This window comes from Streptomyces sp. NPDC050743, assembly GCF_044456925.1.
Taxonomy (GTDB): domain Bacteria; phylum Actinomycetota; class Actinomycetes; order Streptomycetales; family Streptomycetaceae; genus Streptomyces.
Map to the genome: position 1 here is coordinate 141,159 of NZ_JBITGJ010000011.1, position 22,659 is coordinate 163,817.

Sequence of the window (22,659 nt, forward strand, 5' to 3'; positions counted from 1 at the left end):
GAATGAGCAGAACCCCGGTTAACGCGGCTTTCGCGAGATACCTGGGAAACAGCGACGTAACACCGGGTGGCCTCTAGCGTCTGCCTTCCTCGACCCCTTGAGGTGTGGAAGGAGACGGCCTCACATGGCTTCGCGAAACGATGTCGCGAGGAGCCCGATCGCCGGTGCAGCAGAGCGCGAGGACGCGCGCATCGAGATCTCCGGGCTCACCAAGCGATTCCTGACCCCTGCCGGTGAGGTGTTCACGGCGCTGCAAGGCGTTTCGTTCACCGTGGAGCCGGGTCAGTTCTGTGCGGTGGTCGGTCCCACCGGCTGCGGCAAGTCGACGACGCTGAGCATGGTGTCCGGGCTGGACCGGCCCAGTGAGGGCTCGGTGAAGGTCGGCGGCCGTGAGGTGGACGGCGTCACCGACGGCGTCAGCTTCATGTTCCAGGCGGACGCGCTGCTGCCCTGGAAGACGGTTCTCGGCAATGTGCTGATGGGCCCGGTCTTCCGCGGCGTCCCCAAGCAGCAGGCTCAGGCCTCGGCGCGCGACTGGCTGCGCCGGGTGGGCCTGACCGGTTTCGAGGACCGCTACCCGCACCAGCTCTCCGGCGGTATGCGCAAGCGCGTGGCGATGGCCGCGGCGCTGATCAACGAACCCAAGATCCTGATCATGGACGAGCCGTTCGGCGCCCTGGACGTGCAGACCAAGGCGATCATGTCGACCGAGCTGCTGGACCTGTGGGAGCAGATCCGGCCCTCCGTCATCTTCATCACCCACGACCTCGATGAGGCCGTGGCGCTCGCCGACCGGGTCGTCGTCATGACGTCCAGCCCCGGGTCGGTCAAGGCCGTCTTCGACATCGACCTGCCGCGGCCGCGCGGCTCGGTCCAGGAGATCCGCTACCAGCCCCGCTTCATCGAACTCCAGCACCAGATCTGGGACACGCTGCGCGAAGAGGTGGAGCGCGCCTACGCACGCACCGCAGGAGGAAAGGCATGAGCACGACGTCCACCGCTTCCGCCGTCCCGGTCGCCGACGGCGGGCCCGCCTCGGCCGCGGCCGCCGCCAGACGGGCCGCACGACGGCGGGTCGCACGGGTGTGGGCGGGCCGACTCGGCCTCGCCGCGGTCGTCATCGGCGGCTGGCAGGCGTTCACCGCCTGGGGCATCGTCGACCCGTTCTTCTTCGGGCAGCCGTCCGGGATCTGGAAGCGGCTCATCGAGCTCTTCCAGCACGGCACCGAGTTCGGTTCCTTCTACGCGAACATCTGGACCACCATCCAGGAGGCGCTCATCGGCTTCGCCCTCGGCGCCGGCACCGGAGTCGTCTTCGGCGTCGTGCTGGGCCAGAGCCGCTATCTGTCCGACGTCCTCGGGCCCTACATCAAGATGGTCAACGCGATCCCGCGCATCGTGCTCGGCTCGATCTTCATCGTCGCCTTCGGCATCGGCGTCACCCCGAAGATCCTGCTGGCCGCCGTGCTGGTGTTCTTCATCGTCTTCTTCAACGCCTTCCAGGGCGTCCGCGAGGTCGACCGCAACATCCTCGCCAACGCCCGGGTGCTCGGCGCCTCCCAGCTGCAGATCATCCGGCATGTCATCGTGCCCTCCGCGCTCACCTGGATCATCGCCAGCCTGCACAGCGCCTTCGGCTTCGCCATCGTCGGCGCGCTGGTCGGCGAGGTGCTCGGCGCGCAGAGCGGGCTCGGCCTCGTCATCAAGACCGCGCAGAACAACTTCGACCCCAACGGGGTGTTCGCCACGATGCTCGTCATCGCGGTGATCGTGCTCGGCGCGGAGTGGCTGATCGGCAAGCTCGAGCACCGGCTGCTCTCCTGGCGTCCGCCGGCCCCTACCGAGGCCAACAGCCTCTGATCCGCCCGGACTTCCGGTCTTCCGTCCCCGCAATCCCCCGCTTTCGACAACACGACACAGAAAGAGCCGCCATGTTCAAGAGAACCCTCACCGCCTCCCTCGTCACCGTGCTCGCCCTCGGCGCGGCCACCGCGTGTTCCAGCAGCTCCTCCGGCTCCGGTTCGGGCGGCTCCGGCGGCACCCCGACCGTCAAGCTCATGGTCGGCGGCATCGACAAGCAGATCTACCTGCCCTACCAGCTCGCCCAGAACCTCGGCTTCTACAAGAAGTACGGCGTCAACGTCGTGCTGAGCACCGAGCAGGACGGCGGCACCGGCGCCGAGGACGCCATGGCCTCGGGGCAGGTGGACATGGCCGGCGCCTGGTACAACCACACGATCGACTTCCAGGTGAAGGGCAAGGCGGTCGAGGACGTCGTCCAGCTCTCCGGCGCGCCGGGCGAGCGGGAGATGTGCGCCACGAAGAGCGGTGTGCACACGGCCGCGGACTTCAAGGGCAAGACGCTGGGCGTCACCGACCTGGGCTCGGGCACCGACACGCTCACCCAGTTCCTGGCCGCCAGGAAGGGCGTCAAGACGAGCGACTTCCACCGGATAGGCGTGGGCGCGGGCTCCACCGCCATCGCCGCGCTGCAGAACGGCAAGGTGGCCTGCGTGATGACGACGCAGCCGACGGTCGCCGCGGTCGAGAAGAAGGGCATCGGCTACTCGGCGGTCGACGTCGCCACCACCACGGGCGCCAAGGCGGCGACGGGCGGCGCCTGGCCGGCCGCGGGTGTCATCGCCCGTACCGACTGGGTGAACTCGCACAAGGACGCGGTGCAGAAGGTCGTCGACGCGCTCGTGGCCACCATGCACTGGATCGACCAGCACAGCGCGGCGGAGATCGCCGACAAGCTGCCGCAGTCGTTCGTGCAGAACCAGCTGGTCACCAAGGCCGACTACGTCTCGGCCCTGACCCAGGACAAGGGGCAGTTCCTCCCGGACGGCATCATGCCGGCCGGCGGCCCCAAGAACGTCCTGTCCACGGAGGAGCTGGTGGGCCACGCGACCTCGAAGGTGAACCTCGGCACGACGTTCACCAATGACTTCGCCCTCGCGGCCAACAAGAAGGAGGGCTTCACCACGACGACGACCCCGGCGGGGACGTCCGGCTGAGCGGCCGTCACACCCGAACGACCAAGCGGCCGTGTCACCCGACTCCGACACGGCCGCTGGTCCGCGTGCGTCCGCAACTGGCTTGGGCGCGGCACCGCGCAAGCCCGCCGGCCGGATCAGTGAGACCTGGACTCAGGACGCCGACCCGTGGTGGGCACGGCCGGTGACGATCAGATTCCGCTTGCGGGTGCCGGCGGTGGTGACCCAGCCGGACTCGGCGGCGGGGCAGAGGCGGCGGGCGGCGGGGTCGTAGGCGAGGACGTCGGGGTCCTCGCCTACCCGGTCGGTGCCGGTGACACGCCAGGTGACCAGGTCGACCGTGAGCAGGAGGGCGTTGCCGTCGCAGGCGACGAAGGCCAGCCGGTCGGTTGGGGGGCGAGGGCGAGACCGTGGTCGTGGTCGCAGCCGGGCGGCGGGACGCGGCGGGTGATGTGCGGGGCCTCCCCCGGGTGTGGCAACGCCTTGCCCTCCGATGCGAAGAGGCCGTGCCGGATCACTCCGGCACGGCCTCTCATCTGCGTCTCCGCACGTCGGGACGACAGGATTTGAACCTGCGACCCCTTGACCCCCAGGAGTAGAGGTCACCCCTTTTGTCTGTGCATATGGCCAGAAAGCAGGGAGCGTGGCCTGCAACGCTGGACATGCTGTTCAGGTGCGCGCATACCGTGTGGTCTCCAGCTGGTCCCCAGGCGCAGGCCATTCTCGGTCTTACGCCTGAGTTCACGGATGGTGTCGCGCCATCGCCAGGCATCCCCAGTGCCCCATTCCTCCTCGTCGACCGGCCGCAGGCCACGGTCACCTACCGGATCGGCGACCCGACCGTCGCGGCCGCCCCCGCCCGGACTCCCGATCGACCCGGACACCGACGCGTTTGGGTGCGGAGGTCCGGCCAGGGTGTGCACGCGCTGGACGTACTGGCCCGTACGTCCCTGTCGGCGGCGCTGGTGGACGGTGTGATGGCGGTGCGCGAGCGGACCGCGGCTGGCCTGGGCGCGGAGGGAGCAACTGCTCAGTCGAACACCACCCATCCGCCAACAGCGCTCACCCGCCGGGCGACGGCTGCACGAGTTCCGGGCGGGCCAGCATGTGGCGGGTCGTGCGGCTCGGGGTGAGGGTGGCTTGGGCGACTATCCAGCCCGCCAGGGCGTGTGGTTGGGCCGGGGTGTCGGCGAGGGTGGCGGCGTACTGGGCCAGGGCGGCCGCCGGATTGCCGGCGGCGAGGTGCTCGTCGGCGGTGCGGGGGGCGGCCGGGCGGGTGGCGAAGGCGTGGGTGCTGAGGTCTGGCCAGGGCGTGCGGTCGGGGCGGATCCGGGGGGCGTTCGGCGCGGCCGCGTCGGGCGGGGCGACGTTGCGCAGTCGCCACTCCGTGCGGTGCAGGACGGCGGCGGTGCGGGCGCGGGTGAGGGCGGCCGGGGGGACGGGTTCGCGCAGCCAGGCGTCCAGGGTGCCGGCGAGGCCCGAAACGAGGGCGTGGCCTTGAGTGGTGAGGCGGCCGCTGGTCAGCAACGTGCGCACTACCAGGCGGCTCTGCAGACGGCGTAGCGCGAAGTGGTAGCCGGCCTGTTCGGCCGCCTCGGTGTGCTCCGCCTCGGCCAGGCGGTCCCGCCAGAAACCCGCAACACCGGTGAACGCGTAGGCGCCGTGCAGGAGTCCGGTGAGATGACGCGGGTCGGCACGCCAAGGGGCGTAGTAGCGCTCCGTGCGGTCGTCATCGAGGAGCGGGAAGAGGTGGAGCAGGGAGGCCAGTTTGCTGTGCTGGAACTCGTGGACGAGCGTCTCGGCGAGGGCGAGCGCGGAGCCGGGACGGGCGATCACCATCGCGCCGAAGGAGTCGCCGCTGGAGGCGGACATCCGTACCGTCGCCGGGGCCGGGGGCAGCACGGCGGTACGGCCCCACGGCACCACGGCCCGTATCGCCGCCGGGTCCAGCCGTCCAGGACCGGTCCCGCCCGGCACGCCGATGACGGCTTCCTCCCGGGCCCGAACGCCCAGGAGGAGTGAAGGCCGGGGAAAGGGTTCAGTCCTTCAGCAGCTCGTCGCGCACCGGAATCCAGTCCAGGGCGGAGCGGATGCCGTCCTCCGGGGACAGCTTCGGCGTCCACCCCAGCAACTCGGCCGCCCGGTCGCTCTTGGTGTAGCCGCCGGCCACGTCACCGGGCCGCGGGTCGGCGTCGATGGTGGCCAGGGGCGTGCTGACGACGTTGTTGAACGCGGCGCACAGCTCCCGGACCGTGGTGCCGGAGCCGGTGCCCAGGTTGATCGCGATCGAGCGCTTCGACCCCGTGAGGATGGAGTCGAAGCGCTCGACCGCCGCGATGTGGGCCGCGGCGAGGTCCCAGACGTGCACGTAGTCCCGGATACCGCTGCCGTCGCGCGTCGGGTAGTTCGTCCCCGTAATCGGGAACTGACGGCCTTCCTGGTGCGCCTGGATGAGCACACCCAGGGCATGACTGGGCCGCTTGAGCTGGAGCCCGGTACGCAGCTCCGGGTCGGCCCCGACCGGGTTGAAGTACCGCAGCGACAGCACGCGCGGCCCCGCCACGGCGATGTCGGCGAACATCTGCTCGCACACGGCCTTGGTCCGCGCGTAAGGGCTCTGTGGCGCCAGCGGCGAGCCCTCGTTGACGGGCGAGCCGTCCTCGGCCTGGTAGATGGAGGCCGAGCTGCTGAAGATGATGCGGTCGCACCCGTTGCGGTGCAGGTGGCGGACGAAGGCCAGGCTCTTAACCACGTTCGCTTCGTAGTAGCCGATCGGGCGACGAACACCTCGACGTCGCCGACCGCGAACGCACCGGTCACGAAGACCCTGCCGGCGACGACGTACTGCTCGCCGCCCTCAACGCGGCCCGCACCGGCCGCATGGGCGACATCGTGCGCACCATCCAGGCCGACCAGGACCGCATCATTCGCGCGCCGCACCGGGGCGTCCTGGTGGTGGAGGGCGGTCCGGGCACCGGCAAGACGGCCGTCGCGCTGCACCGGGCCGCGTACCTCCTCTACGAACACCGGGAGTTGCTCGCCCGCCGTGCCGTCCTCATCGTCGGCCCGAACCCGGCGTTCCTCGGCTACATCGGCGAGGTGCTGCCCTCGCTCGGCGAGACGGGCGTGCTGCTGGCCACGGTCGGCGAGCTGTTCCCCGGGGTGAAGGCGGCCGCGACCGACACGCCCGAGGCGGCCGTGGTAAAGGGCCGCACCGAGATGGCGGACGTCCTCGCCCGCGTCGTACGCGACCGGCAGGCACTGCCCGACCCGGTGATCGCCATCGAGCACGACCGGGACGTCCTGCTGCTCGACGACGGGCTCGTGAACGTCGCCCGTGAGCGCACCCGAGCGGCCGAGCTGCCGCACAACGTGGCACGCGAGCACTTCGAGGGCCTGAACACGCTGACGGACATCGTCGCCGAACGCATCGGCACCGATCCCTACGACGGCTCGAACCTCCTGGACCCAAGCGACATCACCCAGATCCGCGACGAGCTCGCCGACAATCCCGAAGTCTGGTCGGTGATCGACCAGTTGTGGCCGCGGCTGACCCCGCAGCGACTGGTCGCGGACTTCCTCGCCGATCCCGAGGGGTACGTGTCCGACGAGGACGCGGCCGCCATCCGCCGTCCGGTCACCCGAGCATGGACCACGGCCGACGTACCGCTGCTCGACGAGGCGGCCGAACTGCTCGGCGAGGACGACCGGGTGGCGCGCGCCCGCGCCGAACGCGAGCGCGAGGCGCAGGTGTCGTACGCGCAGGGCGTGCTGGACGTGTCGTACGCCTCCCGTACCTATGAATTCGAGGACAAGGAGGACGGTGATCCCGACGCTTCGGAGGTGCTGTCGGCGCACGACATCATCGACGCCGAGCGGTTCGCCGAGCGCCAGGAGGAGGCGGATCACCGCAGCGCCGCCGAGCGGGCGGCGGCCGACCGCACCTGGGCGTTCGGGCACATCATCGTCGACGAGGCACAGGAGCTGTCGCCGATGGCGTGGCGGCTGCTGATGCGGCGCAGCCCGACCCGCTCGATGACCCTGGTCGGGGACCCGGCGCAGACGGCCGAGGCCGGAGGGGTCGGTTCATGGGCGGAGATTCTCGCGCCGTACGTCGAGGACCGCTGGGAGCACACGCGACTCGGCGTGAACTACCGCACCCCCTCCGAGATCATGGACGTCGCGGCGGAGGTCGTGCGGGCCGAGAACCCGGAGTTCGAGCCGCCGAGTTCGGTGCGGTCGACGGGGGTACGGCCATGGGTGCGCCGTGCGCTCGACGACCTCCCCGGCGCGGTGGCCAAGGCGGTCGAGGAGTTGACCCCCGCGGAGGGCCGGCTGGCAGTGATCGCCCCGCGCGATCTGCACCGGGCGCTGGCCGCGCGGCTGGACGGGGTGACGGCGGGCGCGGAACCGGACCTCACGCAGACCGTCGTGCTGCTCGACCCGCGCCAGTCCAAGGGGCTGGAGTTCGACTCCGTGCTGGTCGTGGAGCCCGGGCGCTACGGCACGAGCGACCTCTACGTGGTGCTGACCCGGGCGACGCAGCGGCTGGGCATCGTGCACGGCGGGGAGCTGCCGACGGCGCTGGCGGAGGGGTTGGCGAAGGTGTCGGGTCTGCCTGGGTCAAGCTTTTTGCGGGAGGTACCTGGGGCGGTGGCCGATCGACCTCGCCAGGGGGCTTCCGTGTCCGCCGGGTCCTGACCAGTCTTGAACACGAACCGCCGGCCTGATGCCCACCCGTGTAAGGCGTCGAAATCCATAAAAATCGCCATAATTAAGATATGTCTGGAAAGTGCTCCTCGAGGGGCTCGATGAACGTGTCCAGTCCTCACGCCGGCGACGGGCCCTTCGCCCTCGACTCTCTGACCGCCGCTGTCCTCGACGGCCAGGGCGTAGTGCTGCGGTGGACCGCGGCGGCGGCCGAACTGACAGGGCTCACCGCCGAGGAGGTGTGCGGGCGTCCGGTGCATGACCTCCTGGCCGACGTCCCGGGCGAGCTGTGCACGGCCACGGGGATGCCGGCATCCGGCCGGGTACGGCTGCGGCACCGGTCTGGCGACACCATCGATGTCGCCTTCCGGGCGACGCGGGTGGAAGGCTTGGAAGGCTCCACGGAGTTCCTTGTCCTGGCATCGCCTACACAATGTGTGACCGATCACGAGCAAGGAGTAGCGCTCCTGCGTGCACTGTCCTCCCAGGACCGGATCGGGATGGCCCTGCACGACATGGACCTGACCATCGTGCGCTCCAACGCTCTGTCGGGCAATTTCCGTGGCCCCCTGGTGCAGCCCGGCAGCCGGCTGCGCGACGTGTTGTCCGCTGAGGACGCCGAGTCCGTCGAGGGGGTACTGCGCCAGGTCCTCGAGACGGGCGTACCGGTGGTCCGCAGGGCCCAGGAGGTGAGCTTGCGGCAGGCCCCGGCGGCACGGAAGCGTGCCCTGTCGCTGAGCGCCTTCCGCCTGGAGAATGCCCGGGGGTGCCCGACGGGGGTCGCGGCACTGTTCATTGACACCACCGAAGAGCTGCGGGCTTTCCGGCACCTCAACCTCGCCCGCGAGGTGACCGAGCGTGTCGGGAGGTCCCTGGACGTCGAGCGCACCGCGCAGGAATTGACGGATGTACTCGTACCCGCCTTGGGTGATCTCGCCGCAGTCGACCTTGCGCACGCGGTGTTCGACGGTGATGAACCCCCGAAGTGGCTGGGCGGCGGAGATCTTCATCTGCGCAATGCCGCGATGGCACCCGCTGACGCGCCGTGGCCTGCCGGTATCCAGCGCGGTGACCCGCTTCCCCCACTCCGCGACCATCCCGTGCTGCGCAGGTGGCAACGCGGCAAGACACTCATACTCAGCCGCGACGACTACATTGCCGCGCTCGGCGATCCGTGGCTGGTCGAGTTCCTCCTTCCGAAGGGCTCCCATTCGCTGATGTTGGCACCGCTGTACGCCCGCGGCCTCATGCTTGGCAATGTAACGGCCGCGCGCGTCCGCCCGTCCGACCCGTTCACCGGAGAAGATGCCGACCTCATGACGCAGATCGCCTCAAGGGCCGCGCTCGCCATCGACAACGCCCGCCGTTACACGCGCGAGCACCGGGCGGCTGTGGCGCTGCAGCGCCGCCTGCTTCCTCCGGCCACGACCGACACCCCGGCGGCCGAGACCGCCGGGGTCTACCTGCCCGCAGGCGGCGGAGCGGAGATCGGCGGCGACTGGTTCGACGCCATTCCGCTGCCCTCTCTGCGGGTGGCCTTTGTCGCCGGGGACGTGGTCGGCCACGGCATGCCCGCGACCGCCACCATGGGCCGTCTGCGCGCCGCCATCCAGACCCTCGCCGACCTTGAACTCGAGCCGGAAGAGCTGCTCACCCGGATGGCGGACCTGGTCCAGCGCCTCGCGGCCGAGGCGCCGCCCGACACCCAGGACACCGTCGGTGCCACCTGCCTGTACGCGGTCTACGACCCGGTTGCCCGGTGCTGCACCATGGCAAGTGCGGGGCACCCGCCGCCCGTCCTGGTCCGGCCCGACGGGACCGCCCAGGTCGTCCGGATCTCCCCCGGGCCGCCCCTGGCTGTTGGCGGTATGCCGTATGAGGCCACCACGATCGACCTTGAGCCGGGCAGCACCCTGGCCCTCTACACCGACGGACTGATCGAACAGGACGACCGCGACGTGGACCAGGGACTGCGGCGCCTGACGGATGCCCTCGCCGTGTCCTGCCGTCCGGGTCGCGCTCTTGAGGACGCCGGCCGGGCCATCCTTGCCGGCCTCGGAGACCAGTCACCGCGCGACGACGTGGCCCTGCTGTTGGCCCGCACCCGCGCCGTCCCGGCGGAGGACACCGCGCAGTTGGCTCTCCCGGCCGACCCGGCCGCCGTCTCCGTGGCCCGTGAGTGGGCGGACCGCCAACTTGCCGGGTGGGGGCTGGACGACCTTCTTTTCACCACCGAACTCATCGTCAGCGAGCTGGTGACCAACGCCGTCCGCTATGCTCGTCCGCCGCTGAGCCTGCACCTGATCCGCCACGACGTTCTGGTGTGCGAGGTCACCGACGCCAGCAGCACCCAGCCCCGTCTGCGGCGTGCCCGCACGACCGACGAGGGTGGACGCGGCCTGTTCATCGTCGCCCAGCTCACCACGCGCTGGGGCTGCCGCTACAGCCAGGACCGCAAGACGATCTGGTCCGAACAGCCCATCAAGTCTTCCCCCGAGTTTTGGCCGGTTGCGGGTGAGTCGCTGCCGTGGTTGGCGACGATGTGACCCGGCTGCTCGCATGCGGCGTCGGCGTCCGGCCTGCTTCCGCGGCGCGGCCCTCAGATCGATGCCGGCCACCATGCCGGCTCGGCCCGCCCGTGGGGCTGCCTGGCATCGAAGCCTGATCACGCGGAGGCGAGGATCATCGCCTCCTTCTTCCGAGCGATCCCGTGGTCCGCCTGTCCCGGGCGGGCCACGGGACGCCCGTCTGCCGCCGGGTCGACGATCGTGAGCCGGGGTGGCGGCGCCCGGAGTGACGATCACGTCCTGGTCATCGACGGTGTCGTGCAGGGCGCTGCCGCTGGAGACTTCTTTAAGGCGATAGACGCCCGGCGCAAGGTCGGAGAAGGTCAGCTTCCCCTGTGCGTCGGTCTTCCCACGTCCGGCTTCTGCGCCGCCGGAGTCGAGCAGCAGGAACGCGGCGTCGGGGAGCGCGTCCCCGGCCGTGTCCTTGGTGGTGATCTCTACGCTGCCCGCGTCCTGGGCCGGTGTCTCAGCGGGGGCGGCAGGCGCCGAGGGGGGCGGTTCGGAGGGCTGGGCGCTCGCGGCCGGCGCCCAGGTGAGGGTGCAAGTCACCGCTACGGCAACGGCGGCGGATCGGACGAATCGTGCGTGCACGAGGAGGAGGACTCCTTGGGTAGGTCATCGGGTGCGGCCAGAGACCGGGGCGGGATGTGGCGGGGCGACAGGCGTGTTGCCGTGCGGCTGCTTGCCTTCGGGGTGGCGACGTAGAGGGCGCGGCGGGTGTGGACGGGGACATCCTGGACGGTGCGCTGTAGTGGTTCGGTGGAGATGAGCGAGGCGGTGAAGGCCGCGACGAGCGTGGTGGGCGTGCCAAACGAGAAGCGTGCTCTCCAGTGCGGCTCGCTGGGGTACCCGCCCCAGGTCCGCCAGGCCGGCCCGCTGGAGCCGCTGGTGGCGTAGCGGTGGCGTACACCGCCGAGTCCTTCCGGGGTGAGGAAGGTCTGTGTGCCGTCGGTCTTGACGGCGTGGCTCCAGCCGCGGGTGAGCAGCGGCGTGAAGCTCCCCCTTGATCGTGGACACCTGGAGACTGGGACGTGTGAGCCCAGAGGAAGCCGTTCTCCGACCGGCCCCCAAGCGCAACGTGAGACAACTTGGCACGTATCAACGCTTCTTCGGGCGGACACACGCGAACATGAACAAGCCCGTCTGTCCGCTCATCTCGCCAACCGAGAACGCTCGCGCCCTGGGCCACCATGAAGCTCGCCGAATACGGCGAAGCGAACATGGACCTCGCCCTGCGCGGCCTGGAGTTGAAAACGCTGGACCCCTACCTGTCGGGGTGGCGGATGCGCGTGGTCCCCGCCCTGGGCCACCTCGCGGTGCGAATGATCACCAACGGCGTCGTCGACCGCACGGTGCAGAACTGGATCGCCGACGAGCACAGCCGCTCGACGGTGAAGAACACCATCGCCGTCCTGGTCCGCGTCATGGAGCAGGCAGTCCGTGACGGCATCATCAAGGTCAACCCCGCCCGGGTGACCGGCTGGCAGAAACTCTACAAGCAGGCCGAGGACGAACTCCTCGCCCACGCGCGCTGGCCCTGCCCGACTGGGAGACCCTCGTCCAGCTGGCCGACGCGCTCGTGGCCGCCTCCCACGACCAGTACCGCGGCTGGGGAGACGTGGTCATCTTCGCCGCGTGCACCGCCGCACGGATCGGTGAAATCTCAGGCTGCCGCGTCGGAGACATCAACACCACCCAGTGGATCTGGACCGTGCGGCGTCAGACCACACCCGCGCCCGGCGGGCTGACCGACAAGGGCACCAAGGGCAAGCGGGCCCGCAAGGTTCCCATCATCGAGGAGATCCGCCCCCTCGTCGCCCAGCGCATCCTGTCTGCCGGCCCCAATCCCGACGCCCGCCTGTTCACCGGCCCGCGCGGCGGACGCATCTCCACCGCCGTCCTGCGCGACGCCACGCACTGGGACGACGTGGTCACCAAGCTCGGCTACGAGCACCTGCGCCGCCACGACCTCCGACACACCGGACTGACCTGGTTTGCCGACGCCGGAGTCCAAGTACACGTCCTACGCAGGATCGCCGGCCACGGGTCCCTGACCACCACCCAGCGCTACCTGCACCCGGACGTACACAAGATCACGGCCGCGAGGGCGGCGCTATCCGCGCACTTCAGCGTGTTGCGCGCGCCGCGCTCGCTGCCAAGCCCGATCGTCGTGACCCGCTGACCTCGGTCAAGGACGCCGGTCCCCAAATGGTCCCCAAGAATGATCAAGGGCCGGTTTCGGATGCCTCCGAAACCGGCCCTGACCTGCGACTGTCCCCAGTCGGGACGACAGGATTTGAACCTGCGACCCCTTGACCCCCAGTCAAGTGCGCTACCAAGCTGCGCCACGTCCCGTTGCGGTCTCACCCGGGGTGTCCCGTGTGATCACGCAGGTCAACCCTACCGCACCTGAGCGGGTGCTCGTGTCGCCGCCGACGTGGCGGTGGCCGTCGTACCGCTCTGGCGGCGGGCCGGGACGAGGAGAGCGGCGCCGGTCGCGGCCAGGCAGAGGAGGGCGAGCAGGGCCCAGCCGTGGGTGTAGCCGGAGGCGTAGGGCAGGCCCGAGGGCTGGAGGCTTCCGGTGACCAGGACGCTGGTGAGCGCGGCGCCGATGGAGCCGCCGATGGTGCGGATGTTGGCGTTCATGCCGGTCGCGGCGCCGGTCTGCTCGGGCGGGACGCTGCCGACGATGAGGTTGGCCATGGAGGCGAAGGCCAGTCCGATGCCGAGGCCGAACAGCCCGGCCACGACGGCGACCTGCCACTGGGCGTCGTGCCAGAGGGTGAGGAAGCCGCAGGCCAGCGCGCCGAGGGCGGCACCCGCGGTCAGGAGCGCCTTGGCGCCGACGCGGGGCTCGAGACGGCCCGAGAGGACACCGGAGAGGAACATCGCCAGCAGCATCGGGAGCATGAGGAGGCCGGAGGCGGTGACGCTCGCCCCGAAGCCGTAGCCGGCCGTGGACGGGGTCTGGACGAAGCCCGGCAGGAAGGACCAGATGGCGTACATGCCCGCGCCGAAGAGCAGGGCGGCGGCGTTGGTGGTCCACACCGCGGGCAGCCGCATCACGCGCAGGTCGATCAGCGGGGTGCGCGAGCGGGCCTCGGCCGTGAGCCACAGGGCGAACAGCACGACGGCGGCGGCGAACAGGCCGAGCACCTTCGGCGAGCCCCAGCCCCACTTCCCGGCCTGGCTCAGCGGCAGCAGCAGGGCCACCAGCCATGCGGAGAGCAGTGTGGCGCCGTACCAACTGACCTTCCCCTGGGCCCGCTTGGGCGACTCGGGGACGTACGCCACGGCGATCAGGACCGTCGCGGCGACGATCGCCACGGGGATCCAGAAGAGCCAGCGGTAGTCGAGTGCGGAGACGATCGGTCCGGCGGCCACGATGCCGACTCCGCCGCCCGCGGCGATGACCGCGGAGAGGTTGCTGATGCTGCCGCTCACCTCACCGGGCGCGAACTCGTCGCGGATGATGCCGAAGGACAGCGGGAACAGGGCGCCGCCGACGCCCTGGACGACCCGGGCGACGATGAGGACACCGATGTTCGGGGCGAGCGCGGCGACGAGGCAGCCGGCCAGGACGGCGAGCAGGACGCCGACGAGCGTGCGCTTCTTGCCGACGAGGTCGCCGACCCGGCCGAGGATCGGGGTGAAGACCGAGGCGGACAGCAGGTAGGCGGTCATCACCCAGGTCGCGGTCGACTGGGAGGTGTGCAGGGCGTGCTGGACGGTCGGCAGGGCCGGTGCGATCAGCGACTGGAGCATGGAGAACACGCCCGCACCGGTCGCGAGGACCGCGAAGGTGAGACGAGTGGACTTGCGGGGCATGAGCGAGCCTCTCCGAGGGGGAGCGCTGTGGATGGGAGAAGGGGGGCATCTGCTGCCGGCACGTCTGCCAAGGCGGAGTCGGCCCCCGCACTGCTAAAGTGGAGGTGCACCTCCACTCTATCGGAGGCACACCTCCGGTTCAACCTGAACCGGATGCATTCCTCCGGTTCATCGATTCCCCCTGGGAGGCAGCAGTGACGGCCACGCCGTTCCCCATCGGCCAGATCGTGGCGGCTCGCCGGCCGCACCGAAAGGACGCCGCCCGCAACTACGACGCCCTGCTCGCCGCAGCCCGCGAGGCATTCGCCGAGCACGGCTCGGACGCCTCGCTGGAGGACATCGCCCGCCGGGCGGGCGTCGGCATCGGCACGCTGTACCGGAACTTCCCCACCCGCCGAGACCTCTTCGAGAGCGTCTACGCCGACGAGGTCAACGCCCTGTGCCGGGCGGCCGAGGAGGTCGCCGATCTGCAGCCGTGGGAGGCCCTGACGGCGTGGCTGGACCGGTTCGCCGGCTACATGGTCACCAAGCGCGCGGTGCGCGAGGCGCTGAACGACGAGTCGGAGATCTTCCAGACCTGCCGCGACTCGATGCACGCCGCCGGAGGCCCGCTGCTGGAGCGCGCCCAGCGGGCGGGCGTGGCCCGGTCGGACATGGACTTCGTCGACCTGCTGCGGATGGTCGCCGGCATCACGGCCACGGCGTTCGACGACGACACCCAGCGCGACCGGGTGCTCGCGATCGCGCTGGACGGGGTGCGCACCGGCCGCTGAGGCCGGGCACCGCCTACTTGATGAGCGCGTTCGCCACCACCACGATCACCCCGAGCAAAGCGTCCCCGGCGCCCATGAGGACCGCCATGGGCCAACTCCGGGCCGACCAGCGGGCGGTGATCAGGCCGAGGACGAAGAGAATCACGATGTTGAGGGCGAACGCCGGGTATTGGACGCCGTTCGGCGACCACCAGCCCCAGCCCGCGCCCGCGAGCAGGAAGACCGTGGGCAGCACGGCCGTGACCAGCGGCCACTCGTCTTGCAGCGTGCGCAGCACGTCCCAACGGCGGTGCGGGGCGCGTTCGGCGATGTAGTGGGCGTAGCCGTGCGCGAGGGCGGAGGCGAAAGCGGTCACCAGGAGCCACACGGCGTCGTAGCGGCGGCCGGCGGCGGTCGTACGGCCGTACTGGGTGAGCGCCGCCACCATCGAGCTGGCGAGGACCGCGCCGTACACGCCGCCGAACAGGACGGCCTCACGGGTGTCGTGCCGCCGGGGCGGTGCCGGGCCGGCCGCCGGGGACTCAGCCATGCCTCCCACGATCACCCGTGCCACGGCGCACCGCCAGTCCGCGCGTACCGACGAACTGTCCTCCCACCGGCCCCGATGCCCCACACACTGTCGGCTCCGGCACGGCCCGGCGCTGTCTAGGCTCGCCGCATGACCCACAGCTTCGCGCTCCACATCCCCGACGCCGGCCTCGAACCCGAGCCCCTCGACCCGGAACAGATCGTCTCCGGTGACCCGGAGGTCACCGGGAAGGTGGTCTGGCAGTCGCCGGACGGCCGGCAGATCCGCGGGATCTGGCAGATCACGCCGGGCGTGGTCACCGACACGGAGGCGGACGAGCTGTTCGTCGTGATCAGCGGTTCGGCGACGATCGAGGTCCAGGACGGGCCGACGCTGACGGTGGGGCCGGGCGACATGGCGGTGCTGCGCGCGGGCGACCGTACGACGTGGACCGTGCACGAGACGCTGCGCAAGGCTTACGCGATCAGCCTCTGAGACCGAGCGCGGTCGGGCTCGCGCGGTTCCCCGCGCCCCTGTGGGGCGCGACAGCTCAGGGCGCTGCTCTGCTCATCAGCTCCTTCACGCCCGCCGTCAGCGCGTCGGCCACCGGCCCCGGCGGGACGTCGGTGCTCCCGCTCGTGCGGGCCGTCAGCGGCAGCTCCACCTGGACCCCGCCCAGGCGGCTGAGGTTGACCGGGTTCCTGGGGTGCACGCCGCGCAGGGCGGGCGGGATCGCCGCCAGGTCGGTGACGGCCGGGAACCGCGGGACCCCGGCGGCGAGCGCCTCGGCGAGGACGCGGGCCGCGGCCCGGTTGCCCCCGCCCAGGAAGATCGTGTGCGGGGCGTCGGGGCGCATGTGGCCGTGCAGGGAGACCGTGACGAAGACCCGCTCCAGGAACTCCCGCAGAAGCGCGCAGTGGTCGGCCGCCATGCGCGCGGACGGGATGTGCACGGGCCGCCGTACTCCCGGCTGGGTGAAGACGAGGCTGGTGGCGCCGCAGCGGCGGGCCACCAGGTCCGCGAGCTCGGCCGTACCCCCTTCGTTGCTGCCGTGCAGGGCCAGCAGCCCGATCTCGCTGCCCGGCACGAGGGTCGCGACCATGGGTGTGCCCTCGATCTCCACGTGCTCGGTGCTGGTCAACCGGACCGCCCCCTTCACTCGGCCGTCGGCGCGGGCATGTTGTACGGCGTGACGACCTGGATCGCGGACGGCAGCGCCGGGCCGGCCGGAGGCAGCGCGCCGTGCGCCCGCATCACGAGGTGGCAGGCCTCCCGCATGTCCTGGCGCAGGTCGTGGTGGAGCACGGCGGACAGCTTGTGCTCGCGCAGCAGCCGGGTGTTGTCGTGGTCGAGGTCGTGGGCGATGAACACCGCGCAGGCGCGGCCGAGGTCGGCGAAGGCGCGCAGGGTGGCGTCGTTGCCGCCGCCGATGGAGTACACGGCCCGGATCTCCGGGTCGCGTTCCAGGGCGGCGCGGACCAGGTCGTACTGGGTGGCGTCCAGGCCCTGTCCCTCGGCGATCTCCACCAGGGTGCGCTCGGGATGCCGGGCCCGCATCACGCTCCGGAACCCCATCTCGCGCTCCTCCTCGTTGCGGAAGAAGCCGCTGCTCAGACTGGTGAGGACATGGCCGGGCCGGTCGCCGAGCCACTGGCCCGTCAAATAGGCGGCGGTGGCGCCGGCGGCCCGGTTGTCACTGCCGACATAGCCGATCCGGCCGCTGGCGGGCAGGTCGGTGACCAGCGTGACGACCGGTATGCCGGCCGCGGTGAGCCGGCCCACGGCGGCGGTGACCTCGGGGACGTCCGGCGCCTTGAGAATCACGCCCTGGGAGCCGCGCCGGGCGATCCGGTCCAGCGTCCTGACCTGCTCGGCGGCCGGGCCGGTCTCGCGGAAGTGGAAGCGTGAGCGCACCACGGCCGGGTGCAGGGAGGGCAGTTCGGCCTCCAGCGCGGCCCGTACGGCGGTGCTGAACCGTTCCGGCGCCTGCACCACGATGTCGACCATGAAGGTACGGCCGACCAGCCGCACCTGGGTGCGCTGCCGGTCGAGGTCGGCGATCGCCCGGCGCACCTCCTGCGCGGTGCTCTCGCGCACCCCTCCCCTGCCGTTGAGCACACGGTCCACCGTGGCCTCGCTCAGACCCGCCTGACGTGCGATCTCCCGGATCGGGAAGGGGTGACCCATGGGCCGACTCCTTGAGGGGTTTTTGATGGCTGGCTGCTGGTTGTTCGAGGGGTTTGTCATGACAAGAATGACAGGGCCGCGTCGCCGCCGTGACCGAAAGCCGTGATCGAGGGCCGTGATCGAGGCCCGTGATCGTCGACCCCGGGCCGCCGGGCCAGGACCGAGCCGCAAGGCCATGACCGAAAGGACACCGATGTCCGTCGCCTCCGCGCCAGGGCATGCCTGGCTGTCCGAGCAGGACTGCGACCTGGACGCCTTCCGCGCCCTGATCGACCGGACGACCCGCCTCGCGGACTACCCGCATGCCGCCTCGGTGGCGGAGAACGTCCTGGTGTACGAGGGTGAGCGGCTGCGCGCCGCCGAGGACCGGGACGAGCTGCGCGCCGAGCTGGTGCAGGCGCTCGCCGACGGCCCCGGCATCGTCGTCGTCCAGAGTGCCTACCCCGACCCGGCGGTCGTCGACCGGGTCACGGCCGTGTTCGAGGCGCTGATCGCCGAGCAGCGGGCCTCCGGGGCCACCGCCGGCGACCACTTCGCACAGCCGGGTGCCAACGACCGGGTGTGGAACGCGCTGGAGAAGACGGCCCTGTACGACCCGGAGGGGTTCGCGGACTACTACGCGAACGACGTCCTGGCCCTGGTCTGCTCGGCCTGGCTGGGGCCCGGCTACCAGGTGACCTCGCAGGTCAACGTGGTCAACCCGGGCGGCGCGGGGCAGACCGCGCACCGGGACTACCACCTCGGCTTCCTGAGCAACGCGGCCGCTGCCGCCTATCCGGCCCATGTGCACCGGCTCTCCCCGGTGCTCACCCTCCAGGGCGCGGTCGCCCACTGCGACATGCCGCTGGAATCGGGCCCGACGCTCTATCTGCCGTACTCGCAGCGGTACGAGCCGGGCTATCTGGCCTGGCGGCTCCCCGCGTTCCGGGCGTACTTCGAGGCGCACCACGTACAGCTCCCGCTCGCCAAGGGCGACGCGGCCTTCTTCAATCCGGCGCTCTTCCACGCCGCCGGCACCAACCGCACGGCGGACGTGCGGCGCACGGCAAATCTGCTCCAGGTGTCCTCGGCCTTCGGGCGCGCGATGGAGACGGTGGACCGGGAGGCGGTGGCGAACGCGGTGTTCCCGGTGCTGCTGCGGCGGGCGGGCGAGGGCGCCGGCGAGGAGTGGCTGGAGAACGTGATCGCGGCGAGCGCCGAGGGCTATCCCTTCCCGACCAACCTGGACAGCGACCCGCCGGTCGACGGTCTGGCCCCGCCGGCGCAGGCGGACCTGCTGCGGCGGGCGGTGCGCGAGGAGTGGGCCCCGGAGCGGCTGCGTGCGGAGCTGCGGACCGCTGCCGAACGACGCCAGAGCTAAGGAAGGGCGGGGCAGATCATGGGACTTACCGACGGACTCCTCCGGGAGAAGATCGTCCTGGTCAACGGCGGCAGCCAGGGCGTCGGGGCCGCGATCGCGCGGGCGGCCGCCCGGGAGGGCGCCGTCGTGGCGGTCACCGGCCGGCGTGCGCAGCCAGGCGAGGCGCTGGTCGCCGAACTGGCCTCCGCCGGAGCCAAGGCGATGTTCGTGCGCGCCGATCTGGCGGACGCCGAGCAGGCCAAGGCGGCCGTCGCCGAGGTGGTGGACGCCTACGGCCGCATCGACTGCCTGGTGAACTCCGCCGGGCTGACCTCCCGGGGCACGCTGCTGGACACGACCCCGGAGCTGTTCGACGCGCACATCGCGATCAACCTCAAGGGGCCGTTCTTCGCGATGCAGGCGGCGGTCGCCGACATGGTGGCCCGCAAGGCGCCCGGCACGATCGTCAACATCATCACCTCGTCGGCGCACGGCGGTCAGCCGTTCCTCGCGCCGTACGTCGCCGCCAAGGCGGGCCTTGCCGGCCTGACCCGCAACGCGGCGCACGCCCACCGCTGGGACCGGATCCGGATCAACGGCCTGAACATCGGCTGGACCGCGACGGAGGGCGAGGACGCCACCCAGCGCGCCTTCCACGGCGCCGGCGACGACTGGCGCGAGCAGGCCGCGGCGAAGCTGCCGATGGGCAAGCTGGGCCAACCGGGGGAGATCGCCGACTTCGTGGTCTTCCTGCTGTCCGACCGGTCGGGGGTGGTCACGGGGTCGGTGATCGACTGGGACCAGAACGTCCTCGGCGGCCTCGACTGAACCTCCCCCTCCGCCCGTCTCGACCTCCCTCTCCGCTCGTCCCCGTAAGAACCGCAAGGAGCGTCATCCCCATGCGCATCGGAATCCTCGGCCTCGGCCGCATCGGCGCCTTCCACGCCGAGACCCTCTCCGGACTCGACGCCGTCGAGTCGCTCGTCGTCACCGACCCGTTCGCGGACGCCGCCAAGGCCGCCGCCGAGCGGTTCGGCGCCGAGGTCGTGGACTCGCCGGAGGCGCTGCTGGCCGCGGGCGTGGACGGCATCGTGGTGGCCGCCGCGACCGACGCCCACCCCGCCCTGATCCTGGCCGGCGTCGAGGCCGGGGTCCCGGTCTTCTGCGAAAAGCCCGTCGCGAAGACGATGAGCGAGGGCGTGGAGGTGCTGAAGGCCGTGCGCGACAGCGACGTGCCGATCCAGATCGGCTACAACCGCCGCTTCGACGCGGGCTTCACCGCCGCGCGCGCCGCCGTACAGGCGGGCGAGCTGGGCAAGCTGCACACGGTCCGCTCCACGACCCTGGACCCGGCGCCGCCGCCTGCCGCGTACATCGCCACGTCGGGCGGCATCTTCCGGGACTGCTCCGTGCACGACTTCGACATCATCCGCTGGGTGACGGGCCGCGAGGTCGCCGAGGTGTACGCGGTCGGCGGCAACCGGGGCGCCGACTACATCGCGGCGGCGGGCGACGCCGACACCACCGGCGCGATCCTCACCCTGGACGACGGCACCATCGCGGTGGTCTCCAACTCCCGCCACAACGCCCGGGGTTACGACGTACGCATGGAGCTCCACGGCTTCACCGACTCCATCGCCGTCGGCCTGGACGACAAGCTCCCGCTGCGCTCGGTCGAACCGGGCGTGACCTTCCCGTCCGGCACCCCGCACGACTTCTTCATGGACCGCTTCACCGACGCCTACCGCGCCGAACTCACCGCGTTCACCGAGGTCGTGGCCGGCACCCGCCCCTCCCCCTGCACCGTCGAGGACGCCCTGGAGGCGGGCTGGATCGCGGAGGCCTGCACCCTGTCGCTGCACGAGCACCGGCCGGTGACCATCGCCGAGGTGCGGCAGGCGTGAGGCGACCGGACGGCGCCGGGCATGCGCCCGGCGCCGTATCCGTGTCTCAGCCGCAGTAGCGGATCAGCCACTCGTCCGGGTTGTACGTGTCCCGCGCCGGGTCCGGCACCGTGGCCGGCTTGGTCTCGACCGTGTCCTCCGGGCGTATCCGCTCGGGCAGCGAGCCGAAGCGGGTGCGGCGGAGCACCGCCGCGTCGGTGGTGTCCTGCGCGGTCTCCCGGGCTTCACTGGCCTTCGTCATCTCGTCCTCCCGTCTGCGCGGGCATCCCCCGTCGTCCCGACAACGGCCGCGTGCCCCCGGTTGTTCCCGGCCGGATTCGGGCCGAATCCATTGCCGTTACGCAGGAACCGGGCCCCCGGCGGGAGCCCGGTTCACCGGGTTCCTCCGAGGATGCCCCGGCCGTCAGGCCGGGGAGGAATCGGACTCCTGCGGAGCAGGGCAGGGATAGCCGGATCGCTGTCAGGGCGGTCCGGCGTCCGCCCCGCACGGCGGTGACGTCGCCCACCATGATCAAGAACTCTCAACTGTCAGTGCTCTCAGGTAGGTTCGGATGTATGACGACAGAGGCGACCACGAAGGACACCGGGCATGCCCGGTACACCTTCCGTGTGCGCCTGTCGGCTGCCGCGCGGCGCGCACTCGAAGCGGAGTGGGCGCGCTGCCGGTGGATCTGGAATGAGTGCGTCGCGAAGTCCCAGCAGGTGCACGCGCAGAGCCGGGCGACGGGCGAGAAGGTGACCCGTGGTCCGGGGCAGTTGGACAGGATGCTGACCGAGGCACGCGGGGTGACGCCCTGGCTGGCTGAGGGCGCGTCGGTGCCTCAGCAGCAGGTGATACGCGACTTTGCCAAGTCCCGTGCCAAGGCGCTGAAGGACATCAAGGACCGGCTTCCCATGCACCGCCGGGCCGGGATGCCCCGCTGGAAGAAGAAGCGGGAGGCGCGGTGCAGCCTGAACTACACCCGGCGCGGTTTCCGCCTCAAGGACGGCCGCCTGCACCTTGCGGGCGGGATCGTGCTGAGGGTGGTGTGGTCGCGGGAGCTGCCCGCGGACCCGTCCAGTGTGCGCGTGTACCAGGACAGCCTTGGCCACTGGTATGCGTCCTTCGTCGTTCCCGCGCAGAGCGAACCGCTCGCCCCGACGGGGCGCGTGCTCGGGGTGGACTGGGGTGTGAAGGAGACCGCCACCACCACCGACGACGCCTACGATCTCCCGCATGCCGAGCACGGCAAGCGGGCCGCGCAGCGGCTGGCGAGGTACCAGCGTATGATGGCCCGGCGCCGGCCTCCCAAGGGACAGCCCGCATCCGCCGGCTACCGCAAGGCCCAAGCACAGGCGGCGAAGCTGCACAAGAAGAGCGCGAGGCGGCGGGAGGACACCGCCCGCAAGTGGGCCAAGCGTGTGGTGCGCGGCCACGACGGGGTTGCGGTGGAGGACTTTCGGCCGAGGTTCCTGGCGAAGACCACCATGGCCCGCAAGGCGGCCGATGCCGCCATCGCCGCGACGAAGCGTGCCCTGGTCGAGATGGGCCGCAAGCACGGGCGGGACGTCCGTCTCGTGCACCCGGCGCACACCACGATGGACTGTGCCACGTGCGGAGCGAGAACCAAGCACGCACTGCCTCTGTCGATGAGAACGTATACCTGCACCGCGTGCGCGGCCGTGTCCCCCAGGGACAAGAACTCCGCCCGCGTGATGCTGGTCCGGGCAGGTTGGAACCCGGACGGTGCCGAGGGCGTAAGACCACCCGAGCCGCCGGCTCCGGCGGCGGCCTGAGCCGTAAATCCCCGCACAGCCCTGGAGGGCGACGCATCCCCTCCCTTCAGGGAGGGGAGCCTTCAAGCCCC

General features: G+C 71.1%; 20 protein-coding genes, 1 tRNA gene and 2 pseudogenes. 13 read left to right on the plus strand and 10 right to left on the minus strand.

Going from position 1 to position 22,659, the window contains the following annotated elements; genetic code table 11:
* The first annotated feature begins 124 nt into the window (after positions 1–124).
* The 3 genes from ACIBJF_RS14720 to ACIBJF_RS14730 all read left to right on the plus strand — a co-directional run bounded on the left by ACIBJF_RS14720 (position 125) and on the right by ACIBJF_RS14730 (position 3,017).
* Positions 125–985, plus strand: coding sequence for an ABC transporter ATP-binding protein (locus ACIBJF_RS14720; protein WP_399174081.1), 861 nt, complete (start codon positions 125–127; stop codon positions 983–985).
* Positions 982–1,860 carry an ABC transporter permease gene (locus ACIBJF_RS14725; RefSeq protein WP_399174082.1) on the plus strand — a complete coding sequence of 293 codons (879 nt, stop codon included), beginning with the start codon at positions 982–984 and terminating at the stop codon, positions 1,858–1,860. The genes ACIBJF_RS14720 and ACIBJF_RS14725 overlap by 4 nt, the downstream gene beginning before the upstream one ends.
* Before the next feature lie 71 nt (positions 1,861–1,931).
* Complete coding sequence (locus ACIBJF_RS14730; protein ID WP_399174083.1) at positions 1,932–3,017, plus strand: ABC transporter substrate-binding protein; 1,086 nt, start codon at positions 1,932–1,934, stop codon at positions 3,015–3,017.
* A 1,041-nt stretch (positions 3,018–4,058) separates the two neighbouring features.
* On the opposite strand, the gene ACIBJF_RS14735 is transcribed toward ACIBJF_RS14730, so the two are convergent.
* Positions 4,059–4,973: an aKG-HExxH-type peptide beta-hydroxylase gene (locus ACIBJF_RS14735; RefSeq protein ID WP_399174084.1), complete on the minus strand. Its 915-nt coding sequence runs from the start codon at positions 4,971–4,973 to the stop codon at positions 4,059–4,061.
* Positions 4,974–5,034: 61 nt separating this feature from the next.
* Complete coding sequence (locus ACIBJF_RS14740; protein WP_399174085.1) at positions 5,035–5,748, minus strand: NAD-dependent epimerase/dehydratase family protein; 714 nt, start codon at positions 5,746–5,748, stop codon at positions 5,035–5,037.
* Positions 5,749–5,774: 26 nt separating this feature from the next.
* On the opposite strand from ACIBJF_RS14740, the pseudogene ACIBJF_RS14745 reads away from it, so the two are divergent.
* Together ACIBJF_RS14745 and ACIBJF_RS14750 are read left to right on the plus strand one after the other, a co-directional pair.
* A pseudogene (locus ACIBJF_RS14745) lies at positions 5,775–7,595 on the plus strand (HelD family protein); the annotation flags it as partial.
* Between the two features lie 212 nt (positions 7,596–7,807).
* On the plus strand, positions 7,808–10,252 hold the full coding sequence (locus tag ACIBJF_RS14750; RefSeq protein WP_399174086.1) for a SpoIIE family protein phosphatase: 2,445 nt from the start codon (positions 7,808–7,810) through the stop codon (positions 10,250–10,252).
* A gap of 209 nt (positions 10,253–10,461) precedes the next feature.
* Here ACIBJF_RS14750 and ACIBJF_RS14755 read toward each other — a convergent pair.
* Positions 10,462–10,864: pseudogene (locus tag ACIBJF_RS14755) on the minus strand (prealbumin-like fold domain-containing protein); the annotation flags it as partial.
* Positions 10,825–11,394 (minus strand): DUF317 domain-containing protein, encoded by a 570-nt coding sequence (locus tag ACIBJF_RS14760; RefSeq protein ID WP_399174087.1) that lies wholly within the window; start codon positions 11,392–11,394, stop codon positions 10,825–10,827. The pseudogene ACIBJF_RS14755 and the gene ACIBJF_RS14760, both read right to left, overlap by 40 nt.
* 69 nt (positions 11,395–11,463) lie before the next feature.
* Between ACIBJF_RS14760 and ACIBJF_RS14765 the strand changes: the two genes are divergently transcribed.
* On the plus strand, positions 11,464–12,021 hold the full coding sequence (locus ACIBJF_RS14765; protein WP_399174088.1) for a hypothetical protein: 558 nt from the start codon (positions 11,464–11,466) through the stop codon (positions 12,019–12,021).
* Entirely contained in the window at positions 11,958–12,455 is a 498-nt protein-coding gene (locus ACIBJF_RS14770; RefSeq protein ID WP_399174113.1) for a tyrosine-type recombinase/integrase, read from the plus strand. The genes ACIBJF_RS14765 and ACIBJF_RS14770 overlap by 64 nt, the downstream gene beginning before the upstream one ends.
* Positions 12,456–12,554: 99 nt before the next feature.
* Here ACIBJF_RS14770 and ACIBJF_RS14775 read toward each other — a convergent pair.
* Both ACIBJF_RS14775 and ACIBJF_RS14780 read right to left on the minus strand, forming a co-directional pair.
* Positions 12,555–12,628 (minus strand) — tRNA-Pro (locus ACIBJF_RS14775).
* A gap of 45 nt (positions 12,629–12,673) precedes the next feature.
* Positions 12,674–14,101 (minus strand): MFS transporter, encoded by a 1,428-nt coding sequence (locus tag ACIBJF_RS14780; protein ID WP_399174089.1) that lies wholly within the window; start codon positions 14,099–14,101, stop codon positions 12,674–12,676.
* 194 nt (positions 14,102–14,295) lie between these two features.
* Here ACIBJF_RS14780 and ACIBJF_RS14785 point away from each other — a divergent pair, with 194 nt between their 5' ends.
* Entirely contained in the window at positions 14,296–14,874 is a 579-nt protein-coding gene (locus ACIBJF_RS14785; protein WP_399174090.1) for a TetR/AcrR family transcriptional regulator, read from the plus strand.
* 13 nt (positions 14,875–14,887) lie between these two features.
* Here ACIBJF_RS14785 and ACIBJF_RS14790 read toward each other — a convergent pair whose 3' ends face one another.
* Positions 14,888–15,403: a hypothetical protein gene (locus ACIBJF_RS14790; RefSeq protein WP_399174092.1), complete on the minus strand. Its 516-nt coding sequence runs from the start codon at positions 15,401–15,403 to the stop codon at positions 14,888–14,890.
* 129 nt (positions 15,404–15,532) lie between these two features.
* Between ACIBJF_RS14790 and ACIBJF_RS14795 the strand changes: the two genes are divergently transcribed.
* Positions 15,533–15,877, plus strand: a complete 345-nt coding sequence (locus ACIBJF_RS14795; RefSeq protein WP_399174093.1) for a cupin domain-containing protein — start codon at positions 15,533–15,535, stop codon at positions 15,875–15,877.
* Between the two features lie 55 nt (positions 15,878–15,932).
* Here the strand turns inward: ACIBJF_RS14795 and ACIBJF_RS14800 are convergent, their stop codons facing one another.
* A complete protein-coding gene (locus ACIBJF_RS14800) occupies positions 15,933–16,523 on the minus strand; it encodes a poly-gamma-glutamate hydrolase family protein (RefSeq protein WP_399174094.1) in 591 nt (196 codons plus the stop codon).
* Positions 16,524–16,537: 14 nt separating this feature from the next.
* Positions 16,538–17,569: a LacI family DNA-binding transcriptional regulator gene (locus ACIBJF_RS14805; protein ID WP_399174095.1), complete on the minus strand. Its 1,032-nt coding sequence runs from the start codon at positions 17,567–17,569 to the stop codon at positions 16,538–16,540.
* 193 nt (positions 17,570–17,762) lie between these two features.
* On the opposite strand from ACIBJF_RS14805, the gene ACIBJF_RS14810 reads away from it, so the two are divergent.
* From ACIBJF_RS14810 to ACIBJF_RS14820, 3 genes are all read left to right on the plus strand, one after another.
* Positions 17,763–18,929, plus strand: coding sequence for a phytanoyl-CoA dioxygenase family protein (locus ACIBJF_RS14810; RefSeq protein ID WP_399174114.1), 1,167 nt, complete (start codon positions 17,763–17,765; stop codon positions 18,927–18,929).
* Positions 18,930–18,947: 18 nt separating this feature from the next.
* Complete coding sequence (locus ACIBJF_RS14815) at positions 18,948–19,736, plus strand: SDR family oxidoreductase (protein WP_399174096.1); 789 nt, start codon at positions 18,948–18,950, stop codon at positions 19,734–19,736.
* A gap of 71 nt (positions 19,737–19,807) precedes the next feature.
* Positions 19,808–20,812, plus strand: a complete 1,005-nt coding sequence (locus ACIBJF_RS14820) for a Gfo/Idh/MocA family oxidoreductase (protein ID WP_399174097.1) — start codon at positions 19,808–19,810, stop codon at positions 20,810–20,812.
* A 46-nt stretch (positions 20,813–20,858) separates the two neighbouring features.
* On the opposite strand, the gene ACIBJF_RS14825 is transcribed toward ACIBJF_RS14820, so the two are convergent.
* Entirely contained in the window at positions 20,859–21,053 is a 195-nt protein-coding gene (locus tag ACIBJF_RS14825; protein WP_351808067.1) for a hypothetical protein, read from the minus strand.
* Positions 21,054–21,367: 314 nt separating this feature from the next.
* On the opposite strand from ACIBJF_RS14825, the gene ACIBJF_RS14830 reads away from it, so the two are divergent.
* Positions 21,368–22,588 carry an RNA-guided endonuclease InsQ/TnpB family protein gene (locus ACIBJF_RS14830; RefSeq protein WP_399174098.1) on the plus strand — a complete coding sequence of 407 codons (1,221 nt, stop codon included), beginning with the start codon at positions 21,368–21,370 and terminating at the stop codon, positions 22,586–22,588.
* Positions 22,589–22,659: the final 71 nt, after the last annotated feature.

Coding starts and splice junctions, on each gene's coding strand:
- ACIBJF_RS14720 (WP_399174081.1), top strand. CDS start 125: ATGGCTTCGCGAAACGATGTCGCGAGGAGCCCGATCGCCGGTGCAGCA.
- ACIBJF_RS14725 (WP_399174082.1), top strand. CDS start 982: ATGAGCACGACGTCCACCGCTTCCGCCGTCCCGGTCGCCGACGGCGGG.
- ACIBJF_RS14730 (WP_399174083.1), top strand. CDS start 1,932: ATGTTCAAGAGAACCCTCACCGCCTCCCTCGTCACCGTGCTCGCCCTC.
- ACIBJF_RS14750 (WP_399174086.1), top strand. CDS start 7,808: ATGAACGTGTCCAGTCCTCACGCCGGCGACGGGCCCTTCGCCCTCGAC.
- ACIBJF_RS14765 (WP_399174088.1), top strand. CDS start 11,464: ATGAAGCTCGCCGAATACGGCGAAGCGAACATGGACCTCGCCCTGCGC.
- ACIBJF_RS14780 (WP_399174089.1), bottom strand. CDS start 14,101: ATGCCCCGCAAGTCCACTCGTCTCACCTTCGCGGTCCTCGCGACCGGT.
- ACIBJF_RS14790 (WP_399174092.1), bottom strand. CDS start 15,403: ATGGCTGAGTCCCCGGCGGCCGGCCCGGCACCGCCCCGGCGGCACGAC.
- ACIBJF_RS14795 (WP_399174093.1), top strand. CDS start 15,533: ATGACCCACAGCTTCGCGCTCCACATCCCCGACGCCGGCCTCGAACCC.
- ACIBJF_RS14805 (WP_399174095.1), bottom strand. CDS start 17,569: ATGGGTCACCCCTTCCCGATCCGGGAGATCGCACGTCAGGCGGGTCTG.
- ACIBJF_RS14810 (WP_399174114.1), top strand. CDS start 17,763: ATGTCCGTCGCCTCCGCGCCAGGGCATGCCTGGCTGTCCGAGCAGGAC.
- ACIBJF_RS14815 (WP_399174096.1), top strand. CDS start 18,948: ATGGGACTTACCGACGGACTCCTCCGGGAGAAGATCGTCCTGGTCAAC.
- ACIBJF_RS14820 (WP_399174097.1), top strand. CDS start 19,808: ATGCGCATCGGAATCCTCGGCCTCGGCCGCATCGGCGCCTTCCACGCC.
- ACIBJF_RS14825 (WP_351808067.1), bottom strand. CDS start 21,053: ATGACGAAGGCCAGTGAAGCCCGGGAGACCGCGCAGGACACCACCGAC.
- ACIBJF_RS14830 (WP_399174098.1), top strand. CDS start 21,368: ATGACGACAGAGGCGACCACGAAGGACACCGGGCATGCCCGGTACACC.